At 49.1% G+C, this 21,314-nt stretch carries 22 protein-coding genes and 1 pseudogene; 13 read left to right on the top strand and 10 right to left on the bottom strand.

Annotated features, from left to right (window positions below):
* Positions 1-135: 135 nt before the first annotated feature.
* Positions 136-1,317: a glycoside hydrolase family 5 protein gene (locus Q0Y65_RS08025; protein ID WP_297958746.1), complete on the top strand. Its 1,182-nt coding sequence runs from the start codon at positions 136-138 to the stop codon at positions 1,315-1,317.
* A 47-nt stretch (positions 1,318-1,364) separates the two neighbouring features.
* Here Q0Y65_RS08025 and Q0Y65_RS08020 read toward each other — a convergent pair whose 3' ends face one another.
* Positions 1,365-3,314: a hypothetical protein gene (locus tag Q0Y65_RS08020; RefSeq protein ID WP_297958745.1), complete on the bottom strand. Its 1,950-nt coding sequence runs from the start codon at positions 3,312-3,314 to the stop codon at positions 1,365-1,367.
* Positions 3,311-3,889 carry an RNA polymerase sigma factor gene (locus Q0Y65_RS08015; RefSeq protein WP_297958743.1) on the bottom strand — a complete coding sequence of 193 codons (579 nt, stop codon included), beginning with the start codon at positions 3,887-3,889 and terminating at the stop codon, positions 3,311-3,313. The genes Q0Y65_RS08020 and Q0Y65_RS08015 overlap by 4 nt, the downstream gene beginning before the upstream one ends.
* 225 nt (positions 3,890-4,114) lie before the next feature.
* On the opposite strand from Q0Y65_RS08015, the gene Q0Y65_RS08010 reads away from it, so the two are divergent.
* The 7 genes from Q0Y65_RS08010 (at position 4,115) to Q0Y65_RS07980 (ending at position 8,027) form a co-directional block, all read left to right on the top strand.
* Complete coding sequence (locus Q0Y65_RS08010) at positions 4,115-4,549, top strand: lipoprotein (protein ID WP_297958741.1); 435 nt, start codon at positions 4,115-4,117, stop codon at positions 4,547-4,549.
* 27 nt (positions 4,550-4,576) lie between these two features.
* Positions 4,577-5,044 (top strand): DUF2975 domain-containing protein, encoded by a 468-nt coding sequence (locus Q0Y65_RS08005; RefSeq protein ID WP_297958740.1) that lies wholly within the window; start codon positions 4,577-4,579, stop codon positions 5,042-5,044.
* A 14-nt stretch (positions 5,045-5,058) separates the two neighbouring features.
* Positions 5,059-5,265, top strand: coding sequence for a helix-turn-helix transcriptional regulator (locus Q0Y65_RS08000; protein ID WP_297958739.1), 207 nt, complete (start codon positions 5,059-5,061; stop codon positions 5,263-5,265).
* 11 nt (positions 5,266-5,276) lie between these two features.
* Positions 5,277-5,648, top strand: coding sequence for a hypothetical protein (locus Q0Y65_RS07995; protein ID WP_297958737.1), 372 nt, complete (start codon positions 5,277-5,279; stop codon positions 5,646-5,648).
* A 94-nt stretch (positions 5,649-5,742) separates the two neighbouring features.
* The gene (locus Q0Y65_RS07990) at positions 5,743-6,036 is read left to right on the top strand and encodes a hypothetical protein (RefSeq protein ID WP_297958735.1); all 294 of its coding nucleotides are present in this window, start codon (positions 5,743-5,745) and stop codon (positions 6,034-6,036) included.
* Positions 6,037-6,046: 10 nt separating this feature from the next.
* A complete protein-coding gene (locus Q0Y65_RS07985) occupies positions 6,047-6,436 on the top strand; it encodes a hypothetical protein (protein ID WP_297958733.1) in 390 nt (129 codons plus the stop codon).
* Positions 6,423-8,027 carry a DUF4153 domain-containing protein gene (locus Q0Y65_RS07980; protein ID WP_297958731.1) on the top strand — a complete coding sequence of 535 codons (1,605 nt, stop codon included), beginning with the start codon at positions 6,423-6,425 and terminating at the stop codon, positions 8,025-8,027. Before Q0Y65_RS07985 ends, Q0Y65_RS07980 begins: the two co-directional genes overlap by 14 nt.
* Before the next feature lie 36 nt (positions 8,028-8,063).
* Here Q0Y65_RS07980 and Q0Y65_RS07975 read toward each other — a convergent pair whose 3' ends face one another.
* The 4 genes from Q0Y65_RS07975 to Q0Y65_RS07960 all read right to left on the bottom strand — a co-directional run bounded on the left by Q0Y65_RS07975 (position 8,064) and on the right by Q0Y65_RS07960 (position 11,081).
* Positions 8,064-8,222, bottom strand: a complete 159-nt coding sequence (locus Q0Y65_RS07975; RefSeq protein ID WP_297958729.1) for a cyclic lactone autoinducer peptide — start codon at positions 8,220-8,222, stop codon at positions 8,064-8,066.
* Position 8,223: 1 nt separating this feature from the next.
* Positions 8,224-8,823 carry an accessory gene regulator ArgB-like protein gene (locus Q0Y65_RS07970; protein WP_297958728.1) on the bottom strand — a complete coding sequence of 200 codons (600 nt, stop codon included), beginning with the start codon at positions 8,821-8,823 and terminating at the stop codon, positions 8,224-8,226.
* A gap of 276 nt (positions 8,824-9,099) precedes the next feature.
* Positions 9,100-10,374: a sensor histidine kinase gene (locus Q0Y65_RS07965; protein ID WP_297958725.1), complete on the bottom strand. Its 1,275-nt coding sequence runs from the start codon at positions 10,372-10,374 to the stop codon at positions 9,100-9,102.
* Entirely contained in the window at positions 10,374-11,081 is a 708-nt protein-coding gene (locus tag Q0Y65_RS07960; RefSeq protein ID WP_297958723.1) for a LytTR family DNA-binding domain-containing protein, read from the bottom strand. The genes Q0Y65_RS07965 and Q0Y65_RS07960 overlap by 1 nt, the downstream gene beginning before the upstream one ends.
* 347 nt (positions 11,082-11,428) lie before the next feature.
* On the opposite strand from Q0Y65_RS07960, the gene Q0Y65_RS07955 reads away from it, so the two are divergent.
* A complete protein-coding gene (locus Q0Y65_RS07955) occupies positions 11,429-12,379 on the top strand; it encodes a glycosyltransferase family 2 protein (protein ID WP_297958721.1) in 951 nt (316 codons plus the stop codon).
* 182 nt (positions 12,380-12,561) lie between these two features.
* On the opposite strand, the gene Q0Y65_RS07950 is transcribed toward Q0Y65_RS07955, so the two are convergent.
* Positions 12,562-13,836: a HAMP domain-containing sensor histidine kinase gene (locus Q0Y65_RS07950; RefSeq protein ID WP_297958719.1), complete on the bottom strand. Its 1,275-nt coding sequence runs from the start codon at positions 13,834-13,836 to the stop codon at positions 12,562-12,564.
* Between the two features lie 2 nt (positions 13,837-13,838).
* Positions 13,839-14,516, bottom strand: coding sequence for a response regulator transcription factor (locus tag Q0Y65_RS07945; RefSeq protein WP_297958717.1), 678 nt, complete (start codon positions 14,514-14,516; stop codon positions 13,839-13,841).
* 146 nt (positions 14,517-14,662) lie between these two features.
* Here Q0Y65_RS07945 and Q0Y65_RS07940 point away from each other — a divergent pair, with 146 nt between their 5' ends.
* The 4 genes from Q0Y65_RS07940 to Q0Y65_RS07925 are packed head-to-tail and all read left to right on the top strand — an operon-like array spanning position 14,663 to position 19,963.
* Entirely contained in the window at positions 14,663-16,858 is a 2,196-nt protein-coding gene (locus Q0Y65_RS07940) for an ABC transporter substrate-binding protein (protein ID WP_297958715.1), read from the top strand.
* Positions 16,859-16,860: 2 nt separating this feature from the next.
* The gene (locus tag Q0Y65_RS07935; RefSeq protein ID WP_297958713.1) at positions 16,861-17,715 is read left to right on the top strand and encodes a carbohydrate ABC transporter permease; all 855 of its coding nucleotides are present in this window, start codon (positions 16,861-16,863) and stop codon (positions 17,713-17,715) included.
* A gap of 2 nt (positions 17,716-17,717) precedes the next feature.
* A complete protein-coding gene (locus tag Q0Y65_RS07930) occupies positions 17,718-18,569 on the top strand; it encodes a carbohydrate ABC transporter permease (protein WP_297958711.1) in 852 nt (283 codons plus the stop codon).
* A gap of 2 nt (positions 18,570-18,571) precedes the next feature.
* The gene (locus Q0Y65_RS07925; protein ID WP_297958709.1) at positions 18,572-19,963 is read left to right on the top strand and encodes a hypothetical protein; all 1,392 of its coding nucleotides are present in this window, start codon (positions 18,572-18,574) and stop codon (positions 19,961-19,963) included.
* Between the two features lie 136 nt (positions 19,964-20,099).
* Here the strand turns inward: Q0Y65_RS07925 and Q0Y65_RS07920 are convergent, their stop codons facing one another.
* Positions 20,100-20,630 (bottom strand): hypothetical protein, encoded by a 531-nt coding sequence (locus tag Q0Y65_RS07920; protein ID WP_297958707.1) that lies wholly within the window; start codon positions 20,628-20,630, stop codon positions 20,100-20,102.
* Positions 20,631-20,886: 256 nt separating this feature from the next.
* A pseudogene (locus Q0Y65_RS07915) lies at positions 20,887-21,314 on the bottom strand (hypothetical protein); the annotation flags it as partial.

Here is a 21,314-nt window from a genome sequence, read left to right as displayed (position 1 = left end):
ATGCCGTGTCAATACATGGGTAAAAAAAACGCTTCTTTGTTGCATATAATCTTCTATGGCCTGTATTCGGTTGAAATGAGCAGTTTCCTATGCTATAATTAGTGTAACTTTTACAAGGCGGCAGGGGGTGAGAATGTGAGCGGCGGATTTATTGTTTCAGCTGCGGAGATCGCCGGAAAAATGGGGGCAGGGTGGAATTACGGAAACACCCTTGAAGCGAATTTCGGGGGAACTCCCGATGAGACGGTATGGGGCAATCCCAAGGCCTCTCAGGCAATGGTGGACGCCGTAGCCGATGCGGGCTTCAGGACTATAAGGATACCTGTTTCGTTTCTCAGCAAGATTGACGACAGCAACGGCTTCAGAGTGGACAGGGAATGGCTGGACAGGATAGCCGAGGTGGTTGACTACTGCTATAACCGTGATCTGTTCGTTATCATAAATATACACGGCGACGGCTATCATACCATAAAGGGCGGCTGGCTGCTGTGCGACAGCACCGACCAGAACTACATAAAGGAGAAATACGGCGCGGTATGGCGGCAGATAGCTCTCCGCTTTGCCGACTATGACGAGCATCTCATTTTTGAGAGCATGAACGAGGTCTTTGACGGGATATACCATACTCCCGTTGCGGAATACTATGAGAATATCAACGACTATAACCAGATATTCGTTGATACGGTCAGAAGCACAGGAGGGAACAATACCCACCGCTGGCTGATGACCGCAGGCTGGAACACCGATATAAACTATACCTGCGGCGGTTACGGCTTCCGCTTCCCCGAGGACAGCGGCAATACCTGCGCCGAGGGCAGGCTCATTCTCTCCGTTCACTGCTACGACCCCTGGGACTACTGCGGCGAGGAGAAAAAGACCGTGTTCCTCTGGGGCGAAAAGGGGCAGGAGATAGTTGACCTTGAAAGCGCAGATCCCTGCTGTAAGGCGGACTGGGGCGACGAGGCTCACATCAGGGCGCAGTTCGAGATGCTGAAGCGGATGTATGTGGATATGGGCATACCCGTTGTTATAGGCGAATTCGGCTGTATCGACAGAGCAGACAGCGCTCCTCATATCCCCGAGAGGATAAACGAGAACCGCGCTTATTATGACGGCTTTGTTGCGGGAACTGCCGCACAGAACGGTCTGACTCCCGTATACTGGGACAACGGTTTCAACGGAAAATTCGGTCTGGGTCTTTTTGACAGGCGGGCGCTGAAACCCACACAGCCCGAGATAATAGAGGCTATAATCAGCGGCGTAAGGAACAAGGATCCCATGGCAGGCATAAGCGCCTGTACAAGAAAGTGCATATAAAAGTTTAGCCCCTGAGCGTTTTGAAGCGCTCAGGGGCATTGTATTTATTATTTGTAATTGAATTTTTCAAGGCCCACAGCGTTCATATCCACATCGGGAACAGGTTCTGCGTCGCCGTTGAACTTAACGTCATAGAGTATTTCCATGCTTTGTACATCTGCGTCGCTGCCATAGTAAAGTGTAGCCATGGGTATGCCCGTTTCTTTTGAAACATATGCCGTAAAGGAACTGATGCCGTATATCTCATCACTCTCTTTATACAGGTATGAAGGCATATGATATTCTATTATATGGCAGTCCACACCCTCAAATACCGTCTCACCTGTGATATTCCATGCGCTGAAGTCATAGAGATAGTTGATCACCATGCTGCGGCCGTTGGGACAGATCATAGGTCTGAAAGAAGATGAGTTATATATCAGATGGTGGTAGCTTGTCATCATGAGATCTTCAAAGCTGCTGTATTTTTCAGCGTCGCCGTCATGGGGGACATCATCGTTCCAGTCGTACCAGCTGTATTCCTTGCCGTTGGACTCGTCTCCGTCAAGATCAAGGGGATTGTTCCAGTAATAGTATCTTGTGCCGTCACAGTAGGTCTCGGTTTCCTTTTCGTGTTTGGGCGAATATATCTTCCTTGCGGAGTTCGCCATATTTTCGGGGCTGTCCATGCTGATGAGATCATCTGCATAGTAACCGGAGCTGTATTCCTTCGGAGCTCTGTTATCGCAGTATATGGATTCAAGTTGAACGGTGCATTTTCCTTTATCCGGATCGTTGTCGTCGCGGAGAGCGTAGAAGTCTGCTTTTTTAGCGCTTATTTTGTCATAGTAATCGCAGCTGTTCATCATCTTGTTGACGATTTCCAGCTTCTGCGCGTCAAGCTCGGGACCCGTGGGTTCAATATCGTCTATTATCCAGTTTTCGCCGTTTTTTACCACCTTCATGGTCATATCGTACTTGTTGGGGACGCTGGTGGATTCGTACTTCACGCAGGCTGTGAATGAATCCTCGGTGATATCGGTGATAACTACAGGCTCGTCTTTGCGGTTAAAGAAATAGTATGAGGCAGCAATGAACATATCATCAATGAAGTCGTTTGAGCAGGTGCAATAGAGCTTTCCGTCGCGCATGGCATATGTTCCGAAGTCGGGACACTTCTCAATATCCTGTCTGTAGATTCGGTCGGGTTCATAGCCTGTAAGGTCCTCGCCGATGAGCTTGGGGAACATCTTGTCGATACAGCTCTGTGACATAAAGGAAAGGGCCTTTTCCTGCACTTCATCGGTACTGCTGAACTTCATTCCCGTATCAAAGTAAGAGTAGTTCCAATTGCCGATAAATACATAATTCACATGGTCATAGGGATCGCCTATACCAAGATCGAACCATATCCTGTCATGGTGGGCGTTGTAATCCGCTTCCACCTCGTCTGATATTCTGTTTTGTTCTTCCACATAGGCTTCAAATTCCTCGGCGGTCATACTTGCGATCTCCTCGTCGGAGGGCATTAAAGCGGCTGATTTTCTCTGCGGCAGTTCGTCAACGTTATATGGTACAAGAAAATCATTGTATTCCGCCAGAAGCTCCTCTGCTGCGTCGCGGTATTCCTCTGTAAGGGGATCCTCGGGAGCTTCTGTTCCCGACTGAGTAATATCAACGGCAATAGTTGTGGTGACGTTATCGTTGTCGCCGTCCTTTCCGTCTTTCAGCTGCTGTGCTATATTGTAGCCGCCGAACGAGCCTGCGCCGATAAGCAGCACCGCCGCAGCCGCAATGGAGGCCGTTCTCATTTTCGGGCGCCTGTAGCGCTCAACGCCCTTGACTTCTTCTTCATTATCGAATATATCATCTGTTTTCTTCTCTGTATCGTTATTGTACTTTCTCTCGCTCATGGCGTAGATCCTCTCCTTTTCTTCATCGGTGAGTACGGGAAAGTCCTGAGCAAGGGATTCGAGAGTCACATCATCTGTGTCGTCAAAAAGATAAAAATCTTTCATATCAGATCCTCCTTACCAAGACCTGCTTCGCAAAGCATGGCCTTCAGTCTTTGTCTTGCACGGCTGCTGCGCTTCTGAACTGCGGCAGCTGTCATGGAAACGCTCTCTGCGATCTCCTTTGCTGTACGGTCATAGAAATACTGCTGTATTATAATAGTGGTATCGGGTTCGCCAAGCTGTTTTATCTTACTCAGTATAATGCGTGAGCGTTCTTTCTTATCCGCATTCTCCTCCACTCTTTCATCCGAGGGGAGCTCGGTCACGGTATCGTCGTCTATGGAAACGTTCCTGCTGCTGCCGTGACTTATTTTACGGAAGGCGTCTATTGCGGTATTCCTTGCAATTGCGGCGATATAGTTTTTCAGGTCGCCTGAAAATTCAATGCCCGAGTCAAGCTGCTTGTAGAGCTTGAAGAACACATCGCTGACGCAGTCCTCCATATCCTCGCGGCTGCCGCAGTTTCTGAGTATATTGATAACAATGGCATAAACATAGTTGCAGTACTTGTCAAACAGAGCTCTGTGGCATTTCTGCACAGATTCCCCCATAAGCAGGCGCAGCTCCATGTCCGTCATCAGGGATTCCTCCTTTATTGAATGCATTCACTAATATAATCGTTAGTGAGAGAAAAAATCAGACACATTATTTTAGCATTTTTTCCGTAAAAGTACAAGTCTTTTGAAAAACAGAAAAAAATTATTGAAAAACAATAATTTTCTATTGACAAATGATATTTTATGTGATATACTATAGTCACAGTAAGAAATGTGACACAGGATAAAAAGAAAGGAAAGCGCCATATGAAGGCAATAAAACGTATTGCGGCACTGCTGGGAACGATGTTTCTCCTGACGGGCTGCGGAAAAGGCATTAACTACGATCTGCCGGATGATCCAATAAAATTCTATACGCAGAGCTATATTTCCCCAAAAGACAAGGACGATGGTTACCAGATCATAGAGTACAGCGGCAGACGTTTTATACCTTACGGAACGATACGCAGGTCGCTGAAAGGCGAAGATGTAGGCGATTGTCTGGGATATATCGTTCAGGACGGCGTTGAGGATAAAAACGCAAGGATATATCAGCTTACAGAGACAGACAATTATCTTACGGAGATATTTATAAACGGCGAAATGCAGCAGCCCATATTTTACAGGGCAGAGGATACCATAGGAAAGAATATAGATACTCCGGACTATATCCTTAGCCTTGACTATGATCTATGGCGCTGAATTAATACTATAAAGGAGTTTATACTTATGTGGACAAAGGATAAATCGCTTTTTCTTTCGAGGATACTTACCGTAACGGCAGCAGGTGTGTGCATTTTCGTTGCATTTTTCGTTCCCACTATTGCAGAGTGGTACAAATACGAAATGGCATACGAGACTGTGAGCATATTCGACAGGAGCACCATTGTGATACCCATGTGCATAACCCTCTATATATGTATAGTGCTTGCACTTGCGGCACTGTGGAACCTGCATATTCTGCTCAGGAACATCAGCAGGGACGAGGTGTTCATACCCAAGAACACAGCCTGCCTGCGCAGGATATCGTGGCTGTGTATGGGGGCGGGAGCTGTACTGGTATTATTCGGCCTCTGGAGCTCCATATTCGCATTCATGGGAATGGCAGCCATAATGTTCGGACTCATCATGAGAGTGCTGAAGAACGTATTTGAAAAGGCAGTAGAGATAAAGTCGGAAAACGACTTTACCATATAACGGAGGTGTTTTCCATGCCGATAGTAGTAAATCTTGATGTAATGATGGCTAAGCGGAAGATATCCTCCCAGGACCTTGCCGAAAGGGTGGGTATCACTACCGCTAACCTGTCCATACTGAAAACAGGCAAGGCAAAGGCGGTCCGCTTCTCAACTCTTGAAAGGATATGCGACGAGCTGGACTGCCAGCCGGGTGATATACTTGAGTTCAAGCGTGAGTAAAGGAGGCTTCTATGAAATTGATATGGAGATGCCTGAAGCTTACGGTCGTAATGATCTTTATCGCCGGAATGATCATTCTGGGCTTTACCGCAGTGCAGATAGCAAGGTTCAAAAAAGAGGAGCCGCTTATCATAGCTAATGAGTCACTGGTGTTCAGCCCGGGATCGGAGATAGAATTAAGCGACATAGCCACATTTAAAAACTGCTCCGATCCTGAGATAACTCGCGTTCGCTGGGAGGGCGGAACCTACGAAAAGCTGACGCTGATGAGCGGCGGAAGAACGATCATAGTAGGGGACAGAAAAGGAAGGCTCATCGTCACGATATGGGCAGCAGGGGAAAGCAGGGACATTTCCTGTGATGTGTACCTGACAATAGAATAGGTCCGGACAGGGGGAAACGGGGTATCCTCCGCACACCGCAGCAAATCCAATACATACTATACAGATATTCTTAATATGATAAGGAGGCGTTATTATGAAAAAGACAGCTGTATTTGAAAAGCGTGAGTTGAAATTCACCTACGGGCTGGATATAGCTCTCTGTGTGCTCAATTTCCTCATATGTACTGTGCTCTGTGCAGGTGGCAGCCCCTGGCTGAACATTGCGGGAGTCATCGCATTCATCATGGCTCTGGTGCCTGTTGCGGCAAAGCGTATGTACTACAAGGACGAGCAGGTACCCGCGTCAGTGGGAGCTGTTACGGCAGTCCTCAGAGCTGCCCAGATAATGCTCCTTATGTTCGGTACGGACTATTTTCTCATAGCATGAGGCAGCAGCAATGAAACAGCAGTGGAAAAAGACTTGTATATGGTACGTTCTGACGGTATGCGCTGTCATGCTGATAATGTTCCCCATGTGCTGGATAGCGGTTTGCTGTTCGGGGATAATGCTCATCTGTCATCTGACAGCAGCCATATCCTTAACGGTAAAGCGCAATGCAAGGCCGTACATACCATTTTCAATAACAGCTGTAGTGATAGCTGCCGCAGTTACGCTTATCACCGCTCATGATCTGCTAAGATATGATGTGCGCGATATCATAGCGGGAAAAGTTATATCCGCATTTATATTCATAGTGCCCTTTGCGCTGGGTATCGCAGCTCTTGCATACCTGAGGGGCAGAAGAAAGGAAAAAGACCAAGGAGGAAACGATCATGGAGAACAATAACAACACAAACGATATCATGCAGGGACAGCCTTGTCCGCCGCCCTGCCCTCAGCCTTACCCTCAGCCCTATCCGCAGCCATATCCTCAGCCCTACCCTCCGCGATATCCGCAGTACGGGGCTCAGCCTGTGAAAAGGGTAAAGGAAAAGCCGGTATATGACAGGAAGGAAAAGGTGCTCTCGGTATTTGTTATGATAGCAGCCTTCTGCTTCATCAGGTACGTTGTGTTCCACGCAATGGGCTTTATCACAACAGGACTTTTCATAGCCGTTATTACCGCGGCAATAATCTACATGAAGAAGAGAGAGTGCAGCTTTTCGGGATTCAACAGGCTGCTGACGGCAATACTCTATGTTTTCAGCTTCGTTTTCTCGATAACCGCCAATAACTTCATAAAGACCCTTGACTCCATGTTCCTTGTGGGAGCCATAGCATATCTGGTCTACTCCGTGGGAGCAGGCAACAAGGAGGTCGACCGCTTCCTGCCCTTTGCACTGGCAAAGTCACTGTTCGGCCAGCCCTTCTCCGCATTCACCAAGCAGACCGATATAGCTTCGGATTCTCTTTCGGACTCAAAGACCGCTTCAAACATAAAGTACATTATCATAGGACTTTTACTGACGATCCCCCTTACTATCGTAGTAGCTCTTCTGCTCATGTCCGCAGATGACGCCCTTAACGATATGCTTGTCGGCTTGTTCGACAGGCTGTTCAGCGAGAATATCTGGACGGTCATACTTCAGCTGTGTCTGGCTCTGCCCTGCTCGCTGTATATTTTCGGTATGCTCTACTCAAATACCCACCGCGATCCGCTGAAGGCTCTTGATCCCAATGTATGCACACAGAAGATATTCAATATGCGCTTTGTCAGCAATCTTATAGTATATACGGCAGTTACTCCCATATGTATACTCTATGTGATGTTCTTCATATCACAGGCAAACTACTTCCTCTCGGCCTTTACAGGCAATCTGCCCGATGGTTTCACCTACGCGGACTACGCAAGACAGGGCTTCTTTGAGCTCTTTGTGGTAGCCCTCATCAATCTGGGCGTTCTCTGCTTCATGAGCCTCCACTCCAAGAAGGCAGGCAGAGAAAAGCCGAAGGCTCTGAAGTTCTACAGCATTATCATAAGCGTATTCACTATTATACTTATAGCTACGGCGATGAGCAAGATGGTGCTTTATATAGACAGATACGGTCTTACAGAGCTGAGAGTCTACACCAGCTGGTTCATGATACTGCTGAGCCTGATATTCGTTATGGTGATAATAAAGCAGTTCCGCTTTGACATGAAGTTCGCAAAGCATTTATGCGTGATATTCACCATAATGTTCGGAGTGCTCTGCTTCTCGCGTCCCGAGGCGATAATAGCAAAGTACAACACGGAGATGTACCGCTCGGGACAGCTGAAGGAGCTTGATACCGACGCCATACTGAATATGTCCGATGACGGTCTCCTTGCCGCTCTTAACGAGGGCGCAGTTACCGCAGAGGAGATAAACGACGTGAAGTATGCTCATTATGAGCGCCGTACCTACGGCAGATACAATATCCCCTCAATGATACTGGACAGCATGACGGAGGAATAAAAAACAGGACGGCTTTTAAGCCGTCCTGTTTTGATATTATGCTTCTTCCTTAGCAAACTTCTTCATGCCCTCGGGTACCTTGGGCTGATTGAACCAGAACCAGCAGGCCTTGGACATGGATTCAGTTCCTGCTGCCATTGCCATTGCAGCAATAAGAGCTCCGTGCTTCAATAAAAATGTCTTGATCCTTTTCAATTTATATATTCCTTTCCTTTATTAATTTATTCTTAATGGATCTGAGTTTTTCAGCTGTCATGGTAGCCGCAGCGGTAAACACGCCCGAAGCGGCATAGAATGTTATCTCAGGCATTAAAAAATAAAAAGCGATACATAAAACGAGCCACATACCAAGAAGAATAAGTGTCTTTGATCTCAGCTTTTTCTTTGATTTCAGGGAAAGAGGATGATTAGGATGTTCAACAGGTGCAAAGAATGATATCGTAATTAGAGATACGATCATGAATATTGCAGAAAATACTGTTTTTGCAGGCGGAGGCAGCAGCTTTACTGCGGCAGTGAACACCAGCAGAAAGATCACAAGTACGGATATGCAGCCCGCATGGGTCTTGGCATGGTAGCCGCCTGCGTTGAGTCTGAGGGTGATGAATGCCGTAAGACATACAGCGAAGGCGAAGAATTCGCCTGTCAGCAGGGCAATAAAAATCGCCGCCATGAAATTTATCACGGTGGAGATAAGTATTTCCAGTCCATAGGCATAAGCCTCTACGTCCTCAGAGCTTATTATATTGTTATCTGAGAAGAAAACCGCAGTTTTCAGCGATAATTTTCCAATCACGGAGACTCCTTTTCGGTATGGGGGGTTAATACATCTGCATGACAAAAAGGAGTCTCCGCAGGGGACAAAAGCCCATTTAAGCGGAGTTACCTGCGGCAGACGGCCGCAGATATAAGCCTGTTTACAGACGGAACAGGCCTAAAAAATATATTACCTCATTGAAAGCAGAAAATCAAGTATTAAGCGTGAAATGTCGGTTTTGAGCGTGAAATGTATGCTTTTGTTCACGCTTTGTTAATATAATGAGCAGAAAGTAAATGCCTTTCGGCATTTACTTCAGTATGCTATCATAATGTCGGCCGTGAAGATACCCTTCTCCCATTTGAAGGAGAGGATACCGTCAAGCTTCCTGACGGCCTCGCGGACGCTGTTGACTCCTATACCGTGGCCGTAGCCTTCTTTCTTTGTGGTAAGGTTGTCCGCGTCCACCTCGTCGGAGGGGTTCATCACACATATCCTCAGTTTTTTATTGTTCTGTATGATGGATATGTATACGTATTTATCATCGCTCTCATAACGCTGAGTGCCCTCTATGGCGTTATCGAGGAGATTTGCGATTATCCTGCAAAGGAGGAGCTCGTCGATATCCATCTGGTCGGTGACCATTACCTTGCATGAGAAGGGGATACCCAGTTTGAGTGACTGGCTCCATTTCATATTGACTATGGCGTCAACGGCGGATATGCCTGTATAGCACACACCGCTGGCCTCAGAGACCTTTGAATACAGCCTGTCCAGATGCACAACGGCCTCTGGGCCCGAGCCCTGTCTGAACATTCGCTTTGCGGCGGCCAGCTGGTTGCTGATATCGTGCTTGAGCTGGCGTATCTCGGTGTATTTTGTCTCTATCAGTCTGTAATTCTCCTCCTCCGATTTAAGGCGCTGCTCCATTACCTGCAATTTTATGGTATTGGAGTAGGTATCGAAGAAGTCGAAAACGAATATATTCAGAAGGAATATTCCCGCCACCGACATAAGGTAAACGATGGTCCTTCTGGGGGAAAGCGAGTGTGAAACGAAGATACCATTGAGCACTATCAGGCTCAGCAGGGGGACGAATATGATGAGCAGCCAGTTCTTGAAGGGCAGCTCTCTCTGCTTCGGCCTGAGATATTCTGCGATATAAATACATATCCAGAAGCAGAACAGCTTTGAACAGGCCATGCCTATATATCTTCCCATGCCTGAATTAAGCTGTTCCTGCGGCGTTCCCAGATTCAGCAGCATAACGGCTCCCATAGGTATTATCTCCGAGGCCACTATGACCACAATGAACATCAGGCAGTAGAAAAGTATGCTTCGCAGCTTGCTTTTGAATGTCGTGACGGCAATTATCATCATCGAGGCGAACATGACGAAAAGCTTTACCCAGGGATTGGTGTGGGTGACGGTCATGGCTTCGATTATGATGTACATTGCGATTGTCGGCAGTATAAGCAGCTTCGGCGAATACCTGCAATGCTGCTTCATTATCTGATAAAGATAGAATACAACTATACTTGCCTCGATAAAGCAATTGATAGTTTCAATGATAGTTTCGGATGTAAACATCAGCTCCACCTGCTCCTGCTATAGTCCATAAAGCATTGTTTTATGTTCTTGATATGGTTCCGGCTTGCAAAAAGAGTGTCACCGTTGGTGAGTATGACCTCGTTTTTGCGGATATAGTCGATATTGGCGATATTGGCGAGAGTGCTTTTGTCAAGACGCGCGAAAAGCAGATCCGAGAGCTGCGCTTCGAGCTCGGAAAGGGTGCCTTTGGTGAAATAGTCACCGTTTTTTGTATGTATGAGCAGCTTATGGGAGAATACCTCGATATAGAGTATATCGTCGGTGGGGATCTTTTCCTCCTTGTCGCCGTCAGATGCGATGATATAGCGCGTATTGCGGTAATACTCGCGGACAGCGTCGTCAAGCTGCTTCATATAGATGGAGTGCGGCTGATTCTTCAGGATATACCTGAAGGCTCTTACCGCATAGCCCTGACAGGCGAATTTTTCATAGCTGGTCAGGAATATGATAATGACCTTATCGTCTATTTTTCTGATGAATTCAGCAGTTTCCAGACCGTTGAGACCGGGCATTTCGATATCGAGAATGATGATAGCGTATTTGTCCCGTGTGAACTCGGCAAGGAGATCTCTGCCTGTTCTGAATTCGTCAAAGGAAAACTCGTCCTCATAGGATTGAAGGGAAGAGAGATCCTCCTTGATTTTAGTTAAAAATTTTCTCTCGTCATCGCATACAGCGATCTTCAATGCACCTATCCCCCCTTGTAAGAACGCGGTGATGTTTAAAATTCTGACGAATCAACGCAGAACGGTCATCTCCGCTAAAACATGTAACGGATTAATTATACTATAAAAAAAATAGTTTGTCAATCGGTTACAGGGAGATTTTCGGGTAAAAATGAATATTTCATGAACAAAAAGATGCATTTCACGCACAAAAATTACACTTGGCGCATTTTACTTGAAATTAACAAGGGTATTGAGTTATAATTTTACTTGGTCATAGATAAAACCGGTCTGCATTCAAAGCAGGGGAAAAGGGCCTGCGGTATGGGGATACCGCAAAAAACACAAAGAGAATCAGGAGAATCAAAATGAAATGCAGCGTAATCATATCCTATTCATGCTCTGCCGACAGAGTGGAAAGGCTGTATAACTCGCTGGAGAATCAGCGCTTTCCGCATGATGAGTATGAACTTATTTTTGTAAACTACGGAGAAAAAGACGGGCTTTCGGAGCATATCTCGGAGCATCCTTCAAGAGTAAGGGTGCGCTGCTTCACCATAACGGGAGCAGGAGAGGGTCAGGCAAAAAATCAGGGTATCAGGCGTGCCTCGGGAGAGCTTCTCATCTTCCTCAACGGCGACGAGATAGTTACAAAGGACTTCATTTCGGGTCACTACGATACATACAAGAAGTACGGCAGACCTGTTATGCAGTTCGGCCTTACCAAGCAGGTGTTCGAGGACAACGACGAGGTGTTCTTTGAGAACCGCGAGTTATTGAAGAACGGCATACGCTACTGGCTCACAGAGCCCGAGACCTACGGTCTCGACAAGCATAAGAGCTATTATTATATCAAGGATATCCGTCTGAAAATGCTGGAGCCCTATCGCTATGACTTCGATAAGGTGAAGTATAAGATGATATTCACACAGACCTCCAATCTCTCCATACCCATGGAGTGCATAAGACGCTACGGCGGTATCGACGAGAACTACCTCGGCAATGAGGTGGAGGACTGGGAATTCGGCTACCGTATGATGAAGAACGGCGTGGATATAGAGTATAATCCCGGTGTGGCCGTGTTCCATCTCTATGAGAAGGAGAAGTTTGACAGCAAGCGCTACAGCGAGTGGAAGAACAACCTTGACATAATGCTCAGCAAGTACAATGACAGCTTCCTCAACGAGCTGACGGAGTTCAAGAGGTTCTTCGATCCAGCCAGCAGAGAGCGCATAAGAAAGACCGAGCCCGGCAAGAACATCTGGCTCGATATTTACAAGCACCTGGAGCTGTCTGCAAGAAAGACCGCTTTTGCATGATACCCCTCCATGCTGCGCCTTGACCCTTCCCTGAACCAAGGGGCAGCATATTAATGATAAAAGGCTTGGGGAAATATCCTTGGGCTTTGATATTCCTTCCGAAAGCTTCGCATGACGCGGAGCTTTTGCTTTTACAGAAAAACGGCCGCAGAGACTTTTCACTGTCTCTGCGGCTGTCTGTTTTATTCCTTTGCAGGGAGGGATATCACGAAGGAGGCTCCTCCCAGTGGGCTGTCCTCTGCGGTAATGGTGCCGTTGTGGAGGTCGGTTATCTCCTTTGCTATGGCAAGACCGAGCCCGAAATGAGAGCGGTCCTCACGGGAGGGGTCGGCGCGGTAGAAGCGGTCAAATATACGCTCCTTGTCCTCATCGGGAATGCCGCTGCCGCTGTCGGATATGCGTATCCTGTGCCATGAGCGGTCGGCGGTATACACTGCCTCTATCCTGCCGCCCCGGGGAGTATAGCTGACGGCGTTGCTGAGTATCACGGATATGACCTGCTTTATACGCTCGGCGTCCACCTCTGCCTCGGGCACGTTCTCGTCGGGGAGCTTTATATCTATACTGATATCCTTTTCTCTTGCGGGAGCCGTAAATGCCTCGCAGCAGTCCAGCAGCAGGGTGTCCAGCTCTGTGGGAGCCGTTCGCGCCGTAAGGCTGCCGTTATCGGATCTTGCCAGCGTGAGCAGATCCTCGGTGAGCAGGGTAAGGCGTCTGCCCTCCTTGCGGGCGATATCCGCAAAATCCTTCTGCTGCTGTCCCTCTGAGCTGTCCATGGCGTCAAGGGCAGAGATTATGGTATTCACGGGGTTCCGTATCTCATGGGAGGCGGCCGCTATGAAGTGTGCCTGCTGCTCATGGGTCTTTTTTATGGGAAGCAGCAGCCTTCTTGTGAAGAAGTATGAGAATATGAACAGAGCTGCCGCCGCCGACAGTATTATCACAATGAATTTGCTCAGCAGGGAGCGGAACTGCTTTGTTTCCCTGTCAAGAGAGTCCGTTATATATATCTCGGTGAAGCTGTTATCGCCCTTGAGGCATATAATGCCCACATAGTAATTCTTTCCGCCGCGGCTGAAGGATACGATCTCGCTGCTGACGGAGCCCGTGTAGCGCAGCTTCATGATATCTGCAGAGAATTCCTGCCTGATGCTGTCTATGAGGCCGCCGTCGGAGGCGGCAGCGTCGGCGGTGAATTGCAGGGGCCTGTCGTTATCGTATATGTAGAAGCCGTAGCTGTAATTGTTCCTGACGGAATTGATCCGGTTCTGTGATATCACGCGGCTGTCAGAGAGACTTGCGCTGAATGAAGCTATATCCGTGCGGAAGCTCATGTAGCCGCTGTCCCGCAGGCTTACGCGGCTGATATACAGGTAAAGCCCCGACATGACGGCTATCACAAGGGTGCAGACCGCCGTGAACAGCAGGGTCAGCCTTATGTGTACCTTCCTGAACATGGTCAGCCCTCCGTTGAAAGGCGGTAGCCCACGCCGTGAACGGTCTTTATGGCAAGGGTGCTGCTGACCTTTCTGAGGCGTCTGCGGACAAAATAGATGTAATTGTCAAGGTTGCCGTCCTCTATCTCATAGTCCGCGCCCCATATCCTTGACAATATGGTGGAGCGGGATATGGTCTGGTCGGGATTGCGCAGGAAGAGCTCCATGAGCTCGCCCTCCTTGTTGGACAGGGTGCAGCTGTCCGCGGGACCTGTCAGCACCTTTTCCTCAGCGGAGAAGCTGATGTCCCCCACGCAGAGCCTGTCAAGGCTCTCTATGCCGGAGCTCCTGCGGAGACGGCAGCGTATCCTTGCCATGAGCTCGCCGAATTCGTAGGGCTTGACGATATAGTCATCAGCGCCGCAGTCAAGTCCCGATATCCTGTCGCCCAGCTCTCCCAGAGCGGTGAGCATTATAACGGGAACGGTATTACCGCTCGTGCGCAGCTCCCTGAGAATGGTGAGGCCGTCCTTGTGGGGCAGCATACAGTCAAGGAGTATAAGATCATAGGCGTTGCTGCTTAGATAATAGGCCGCGTCGTCGCCGTCGCAGCATATATCCGAGGAGTAGCCCTCCTTTTCCAGACGGAACTGCAAAAGAGTACACTGCTCCCTGTCGTCCTCTATAATAAGTATACGCATATACCTCATTCCTTTCGGTTTGTCATGTATATTATAACACATAATTCTGAAACTGGAAAGAATTAGAGAAAAATTAGAGAATATTTAGAGGAGATTTAGAGATTGATGTGTTATTATAGAAGCATAAGGACAGGAGGTAATGCAAAATGAAAAAAATGATAAAGATAACAGCATTCATATCAGCACTTGTAATGGCGGCTTCCGCATTTTCGTGCAGCGGCAGAAAGCCTGCGGCAGCGACTGCTCTCACCTCAAAGGGCGGATATGTGGAGGAAAAGATGCAGTTCGCCTACGGTGATCTGGGCAACGTTTCCGAGTTTGTGAATATAGGCGGAAAGACGGGTACCATAATGCCCTATACAAATGAGCTCTGCTATATCTCAAAGGAAGGGGACAGAGTGTTCAGGGACGTGCTTGACGGACTTGACAGCGAGAATGACGATAATATATACAATATTTATGCAGCCTCGGAGCACGGCTTCCTTGTGCAGAAGGAAAGCGGCCCCTTCTTCATCGGAAGCGACGGCAGCACAAAGCAGATAAGCGGATTTCCGTATTTTCAGACCGCGGAGTTCACAGAGGACGGGAAGCTCTTTGCTTCGTCCTATGATGCGATCTATGAGATAGACACGGAAAATGGCAGCACTGCCAAGATAGCCGATATCAAGGACTGGATATCCGCTTTTGATATAATAAACGGCGATCTTATCTACATAGACGGCGACGGAGCCCACTGCTGCGATACCGCAGGCGGCACCGCGAAGGAGCTCCCCGAGGCGCTGGAGTCCTTCCTCAGCGGCTACAAGCCTCGCAGCAGCGGCACCGAGCTTTTGATGGATATGTGCAGCGGCAGGGATAACGATATATATATAGGCTGCCCTGACGGTCTGTATCGCTATATCAACGGCGGCAATCTTGTGGAGCAGCTCATGGACGGCTACATCAGCCGCTTCGGAGACCCTTCGGATACCCTGGTATCAATTACCTGCGGTGAGGACGGTACGGTCTTCGGAGCCTTTTTCAGCGGTATGTACAGCTACAGGTTTGATCCTGAGCTGGAGACGGCCATAACCTCGGAGCTGAAGGTCTACAGTCTTGAGGACAGCGCCACGGTGAATAAGCTCATAAGCAACTTTGCCGCCGATAACAGGAATATCAAGGTGGATCATCAGGTGGGCATGAAAGATGGTATGACCTACAGCGACGCCATGAAGGAGCTGACTACTCAGATACTTTCGGGAAGCGCTCCCGACATCATGATACTTGACGGACTGGATACAGACAATCTGGCGGAGAAGAATATGCTGGAGGACCTTGCTGCCTGTGAGGACAAATGGCGTCCCGAGGGCGGGCTCCTCACAAATATCACCGACTGGGACAGCCGCAGCGGCAAGCTTTACAGCGCTGCCTGCAGGTTCCGTATTCCTGCTGTGGGTGCGGAGGAGTCGGTGCTGAAAAAGATAGACAGCTACGCGGATCTTGCTGATATCTGCGAGGAAAACAGAAAAAAGCATGACCCGAAGTATACCCTGATGGACTATTTCGATATGACCGATCCTATCCGCATAGGTCTTATGTATGAGGGGAATGAGCTTCTGGGGAATGGTCCCGACAAGGAGAAGCTGGCGGAGTTCTTCGACACTTGCGAGCGTCTTTACAATAATGATAAGTGTTTGTCCGATGAAAAAGCTATATGGTATTCCAGTGCCGGTGATGAGAATATGACCACGGACTGCATCTTTACTTCGAGATACACGCTGGGATTCTACAATGACTATATTCTTGCCACGGGAGCTGTCAGCAGCATAACGGATGATATCAATGTGCTGACATCGTCCGATGAGGCTGATGCTCCTATAAAGACAGCCTACAGGTTTGGTATCGGCGAGGACAGCCGCAGCTTCCTGCCCGTATGTCAGCTGGGCATAGTTCAGTCATGCAAGAACAGAGACGCCGCACTGAAATTCCTGGCCTATGCCTTTGACGAAGATGCGCAGGAAACAGGCAACTACTATGACGGCTTCCCAGTCAACGAAAAGGCGCTGAAATGGTTCTATGACAAGAACATGAACGTGGATAACGACTTCTTCATGGGAATATCCAGTAGCATGGACGGCGAGGCTGCCGACGCTTATGAGTCGTTAGAGGTAAAATGTATGGACAACGACGAGGTAAAGACTTTCGACAGTTATATAAGGAGCCTTGACAAGCCCGTATATATAAACTATGCCGACAGAGAGATAATAGAAACCGCAGGAACGAAGTGCATAGAGGGCACTGTGACTGCGGAGCAGGCTGCGGAGGATACGGTGAAGCAGCTTGAACTGAGAATGAAGGAATAGTTATGATAAAAGGCAAGATACCGCGCAGAAGGCTATGGTTCGTACCATTCCTGCTGCCAAGCATGGCGGGAGTCCTCATATTCACCTTCCTGCCCTTTGCAGACTCGGTGCGCAGATCCTTCTGTGCGGCGGTGACGGGAGAATTTGTCGGGGTAAACAACTACAGGACAGTATTCAGCAACGAGGCCTTCCGTCTTGCCGTGAAGAATACACTTCTCTTCACGTCGGTCTGCATACCGCTGCTGATAGTGCTGTCCTTTTTTATAGCCTACGGTCTCAGCAGGCTTAGGCACATCGCTCTGATAAAGTCGGCTCTGCTGTTTCCGCTGGCTGTACCTACGGCGGCTCTTGTGCTCATATGGCAGATACTTTTCGGAGATACGGGCTGGATAAACAATATCCTCACCTCACACGGACATGAGGCGGTGAGCTTTCTGGGCTCGTCAAAGGCTCTGTGGGTGCTGGTGGGGAGCTATATATGGAAGAACCTGGGGTATACGGTGCTGCTGTGGCTGACAGGTATAATGAGCGTGTCCACAGCTGTTACGGACGCCGCAAGGGTGGACGGAGCAAATGAGAGGCAGATACTTTTCAGGATAGTCCTTCCCGAGCTGAAGCCTGCGCTCTATACCATTACCATAATATCCTTCCTGAACTCCTTCAAGGTGTTCCGCGAGGCATATCTGGTTGCAGGAGCCTATCCCCACAAGAGCATATACCTGTTGCAGCACCTGTTCAACAACTGGTTCGTGAATATGGATCTGGACAAGATGGCCGCGGCGGCGGTGGCAGTGTTCTCGGTGATATTTGCGGCAATAGTGCTGCTTCAGAGAGCATGGGACAGAGAGGAGACATGACCATGAAAAAACGTATAGCAGCTTTTCCGGTATATGGGGTCATGGCGGCGCTGTGCGCAGCTGTGCTCTTTCCCGTGCTGCTTGCTGTGATACTGCCTTTTCAGGCGGAGGAGGAGCTGAGAGACACACTTGCTCCACTTGTGAACTTCAGCGGCAGGTATTCGCAGATGGACTTTCTCCCTCAGTACCCGACTATAGCCAATTTCAGGGAGCTTTTAGTGTATTCTCCCGAATTCTACAGAGTGTTCTGGAACTCGCTGCTCATGGTGGGGACTATACTTGTATTCCAGACTCTTACGGCGGTGCCTGCAGCATGGGCCTTTGCACGGGCGGAGTTCAGGGGCAGGAAGCTGCTTTTCAATATATACGTCATATTCATGCTGATGCCGTTTCAGGTCACCATGCTGTCCCAGTATCTGGTCATAGACGGTCTGGGACTGATGAACAGAAGGCTGGCGGTGATACTTCCCGCGGTGTTCTCGACATTTCCCGTATTCCTCATATACCGCGGCTTTGCGGATATCCCCCGTGATGTGGCGGACTCCGCAAGGATAGACGGTGCAAATGAATGGCAGGTGCTGAGGTACATCGGGCTTCCGCTGGGAAAGTCGGGGATACTCTCGTGTATGGTCATATGCTTTCTCGACCTGTGGAACATGGTGGAGCAGCCGCTGACATTTCTCAGGGACAAAAGACTCTATCCGCTGTCGCTTTATCTGCCGACTCTGGGAGCAGGCAACGGAGTGATACTCCTTGCGGCGGCAGCGGTAACGCTGATACCTGCGGCGTTCGTATTCGTTATAGGACAGGAGGAGCTTGAGCGGGGCATAATCGCCTCGGCGCTCAAGGAATAGCTATGAAGAACAATATAAAAAGCAGAGCTGTGAAGCTCTTTCTCATATTCCTCGGGGCTATGCTGGCGATGACTTTTATCTCCCGTATGGTGACAACCGAGAAAATGCCCGTGGTAACTACCGAAGGCATAAAGGAGAGCAGCATCGTCCACAAGGTGAGGTGCAGCGGCTCCCTTACCACCGAAAGGCAGACACCTGTTTTTGTGGCGGAGGGGCTGAGAGTGGCCGAGGTCTTCGTGAAGCAGGGCGGCAGGATAGGCAAGGGAGCTCATCTCATGCGCCTTGACAAGGAGTATATTGCCGATATGACCGCAGCTGCGGAAAAGGAGCTGGCGGAGTTCATGGAGAACGGCTCGCCCTACAGCGGCAGCAAAACTCCCGTATTCACTGAGTCGGGGCTGAGAGTGGCGCAGGTCTGCGTCAGAAAAGGGGATACCGTGTACGGCGGACAGGTGCTCATGCGTCTGGATACCGACTATCTGCTCAGCCATATCCGTGATATGGAGGACGAGCTTGCGGCGGACAGGCTCAGCCGCGACGGTATGTACGAAGTGGAGGATCAGCGCTCCGCCGAGGCTCTGTCCCTGCGGATAGACGAGAAGCAGCGGGAGCTTGACCGCTATAATGCCGTATATAACAGCGGCGGCGCGGTTTGCAGTCCCATAGCAGGTGTGGTCACGGACATGGCGGCAGGCGCAGGGGATATGACTACCGATCAGGCAGTTGCGCTGGTCAGCAGCTCTCCCGAGCTCAGCAGCGGTGCGGAGCAGCTCCGGCGGAGGATTGACGCCCTGAAAGAGGCGGCTGAGCACGAGGGCTACATAAACAGTCCCGTGGGAGGCCTTATGACGGAGGTGAATCTCCGTGCAGGAGACGTGACTGCCGAGACAGCGGCATTCATCATATCCGATGAGAGCTCCGGGAAGATATTCTCGGGAATGGTGGATCCCGACGAGGTGAAGTATATCTCCGTGGGCGATAAGGTGAATATATCCTTCAGCGGCGGCAAGCAGCGCCTGAAGGACTGCGAAGTCACTCTGCTGACGGGTAAGGACGGCGACGGCTACAGGATAGAGGCTGCAGTGGACAGCGACGATGTGAAGCCGGGAGAAAACGGCGAGATGACAAAGAGCTGCATATCCGAGGAAAGGTATACCTGTCTGCCCGTGGATACGGTGACCCTCAGCGGCGACAACAGGGGAAGTATATTCTACCTTGAGGAGACAGAGGGCTTTCTCGGGAAGCAGTATGTGGTGCATACCGCTTCGGTGAAGATAGTGGAGGAAAACGACAATGTCTACGCGGTCACGGACTTTGCCCTGCCGCCCGATACAAAGCTGGTGAGGAGCAGCTCAAAGAAGCTGGCCGAGGGAATGAAGGTCAGGAAAGCTTAGAACAGATGCATACAAAATGCCCCTTTAAGCAGTTATGGCATGAGACCATAGCTCCTTAAAGGGGCATTGATATTGATGATACAGTTCAAGGGAAATTATAGTATCAGGTCAATGATGAAGCCTTGCGAAGGGGCTTTTATTCAAAAACTACGCCCCAGCCTGCGCTGACCTTCCGGTACAGGCGCATCTTTTCCTTCTTCTTGATCTTCTTGAGCAGATACAGTGCTGCAAATGCAGCCAGTAATGTCAGGAATACGCCTACGATTATTCCCACAACGCCCTTGAGTACAAAGAGTGCGAGTACCCAGATGATAATAGCGGCGATCAGAATGATCGGGAGGCAGAAGGAAGTGAAGTTCTTGTTCTTGACTTTTATGTAGTGCTGAATGTCTCTGAGACTGAAGCACTCATAGTTACGGGCAATGAAGTTATCGGGCTGCGCCCACTTGCAGAACGCAGACAGATTCTCGAACTTTGCCGTATAATCCTGATAATCATGGAATTTCTCGTTGTATCTTGTGACGCGGTAGTAAACTATAACAGACTGTCCCTGCTGCTCAGCGTCCATAACGTGGATTATGGTGCCTACCTCAGCCTGACCCTTCATAGCCTTGGTCACAAGGAACTTTCGGTCTATCGCTTCATCAATATTGAGCAAATAATTCATAGCTATCCCTTTCCTTAACACGAAATTTAACTGTGCATCTGAGAATATAAAACAGGTCAATGACTTTGATGTAAAGTACCTGACTATAATCATATAAAATAATTATAGCACAGATCAGAATGAAATGCAATACTAAAAATGCTACATTGGTATCAGATGGTCATGCCGCATAACCATGCCGTTCAAAGTCACGAAGATGCGGCAGTTCAGATCGGCGGGAGCCATATTCCTGATATATATGCTCCCGATCCGCGTATCACATCTTTTTCTTGAAGTTCAGGTTAGCTTTTGCGACTTTCTTCCTGTCCTTTGCCTGCTTGAGCATATCCTCCTTCGACATACTGTCGCCTGTTTCAGTTTCAATATCGTCGCCAAGGAAATTATTGAGACGCTTCTTGAAAGCGCTCTCGCCTGTAGGCTTTGAGGTAAGCGTAACGCTCACGCTCTGAGGCTGCTGGTAAACATTGCCGCCGTGTAATGAATGACCTGTATATCCCTGTCTGTAGGGAGCCGCGTTCATATTCTGCTGATACATAGAGTTGGGCATAGCGCCGCCGCCGTAGGGAGCGGGCTGAGGGAAGCCCTGCTGCTGGGGATAGCCCTGCTGCTGAGGGAAGCCCTGCTGCTGAGGATAGCCCTGCTGCTGAGGGAAGCCCTGCTGCTGAGGATAGCCCTGCTGCTGAG

The sequence above is a fragment of the uncultured Ruminococcus sp. genome (genome assembly GCF_947301925.1).
GTDB lineage: Bacteria > Bacillota > Clostridia > Oscillospirales > Ruminococcaceae > Ruminococcus.
Note: the sequence above shows the minus strand (reverse complement) of the source record. Positions and strands in the feature narration are given on the sequence as shown.

Bases quoted from the DNA above. Each gene is read 5' to 3' on its own strand.
- Q0Y65_RS08020 (WP_297958745.1), bottom strand. From the start codon at position 3,314: ATGAAAGATTTTTATCTTTTTGACGACACAGATGATGTGACTCTCGAA.
- Q0Y65_RS08015 (WP_297958743.1), bottom strand. From the start codon at position 3,889: ATGACGGACATGGAGCTGCGCCTGCTTATGGGGGAATCTGTGCAGAAA.
- Q0Y65_RS08010 (WP_297958741.1), top strand. From the start codon at position 4,115: ATGAAGGCAATAAAACGTATTGCGGCACTGCTGGGAACGATGTTTCTC.
- Q0Y65_RS08005 (WP_297958740.1), top strand. From the start codon at position 4,577: ATGTGGACAAAGGATAAATCGCTTTTTCTTTCGAGGATACTTACCGTA.
- Q0Y65_RS08000 (WP_297958739.1), top strand. From the start codon at position 5,059: ATGCCGATAGTAGTAAATCTTGATGTAATGATGGCTAAGCGGAAGATA.
- Q0Y65_RS07995 (WP_297958737.1), top strand. From the start codon at position 5,277: ATGAAATTGATATGGAGATGCCTGAAGCTTACGGTCGTAATGATCTTT.
- Q0Y65_RS07990 (WP_297958735.1), top strand. From the start codon at position 5,743: ATGAAAAAGACAGCTGTATTTGAAAAGCGTGAGTTGAAATTCACCTAC.
- Q0Y65_RS07985 (WP_297958733.1), top strand. From the start codon at position 6,047: ATGAAACAGCAGTGGAAAAAGACTTGTATATGGTACGTTCTGACGGTA.
- Q0Y65_RS07980 (WP_297958731.1), top strand. From the start codon at position 6,423: ATGGAGAACAATAACAACACAAACGATATCATGCAGGGACAGCCTTGT.
- Q0Y65_RS07965 (WP_297958725.1), bottom strand. From the start codon at position 10,374: ATGTTTACATCCGAAACTATCATTGAAACTATCAATTGCTTTATCGAG.
- Q0Y65_RS07955 (WP_297958721.1), top strand. From the start codon at position 11,429: ATGAAATGCAGCGTAATCATATCCTATTCATGCTCTGCCGACAGAGTG.
- Q0Y65_RS07950 (WP_297958719.1), bottom strand. From the start codon at position 13,836: ATGTTCAGGAAGGTACACATAAGGCTGACCCTGCTGTTCACGGCGGTC.
- Q0Y65_RS07945 (WP_297958717.1), bottom strand. From the start codon at position 14,516: ATGCGTATACTTATTATAGAGGACGACAGGGAGCAGTGTACTCTTTTG.
- Q0Y65_RS07940 (WP_297958715.1), top strand. From the start codon at position 14,663: ATGAAAAAAATGATAAAGATAACAGCATTCATATCAGCACTTGTAATG.
- Q0Y65_RS07935 (WP_297958713.1), top strand. From the start codon at position 16,861: ATGATAAAAGGCAAGATACCGCGCAGAAGGCTATGGTTCGTACCATTC.
- Q0Y65_RS07930 (WP_297958711.1), top strand. From the start codon at position 17,718: ATGAAAAAACGTATAGCAGCTTTTCCGGTATATGGGGTCATGGCGGCG.
- Q0Y65_RS07925 (WP_297958709.1), top strand. From the start codon at position 18,572: ATGAAGAACAATATAAAAAGCAGAGCTGTGAAGCTCTTTCTCATATTC.
- Q0Y65_RS07920 (WP_297958707.1), bottom strand. From the start codon at position 20,630: ATGAATTATTTGCTCAATATTGATGAAGCGATAGACCGAAAGTTCCTT.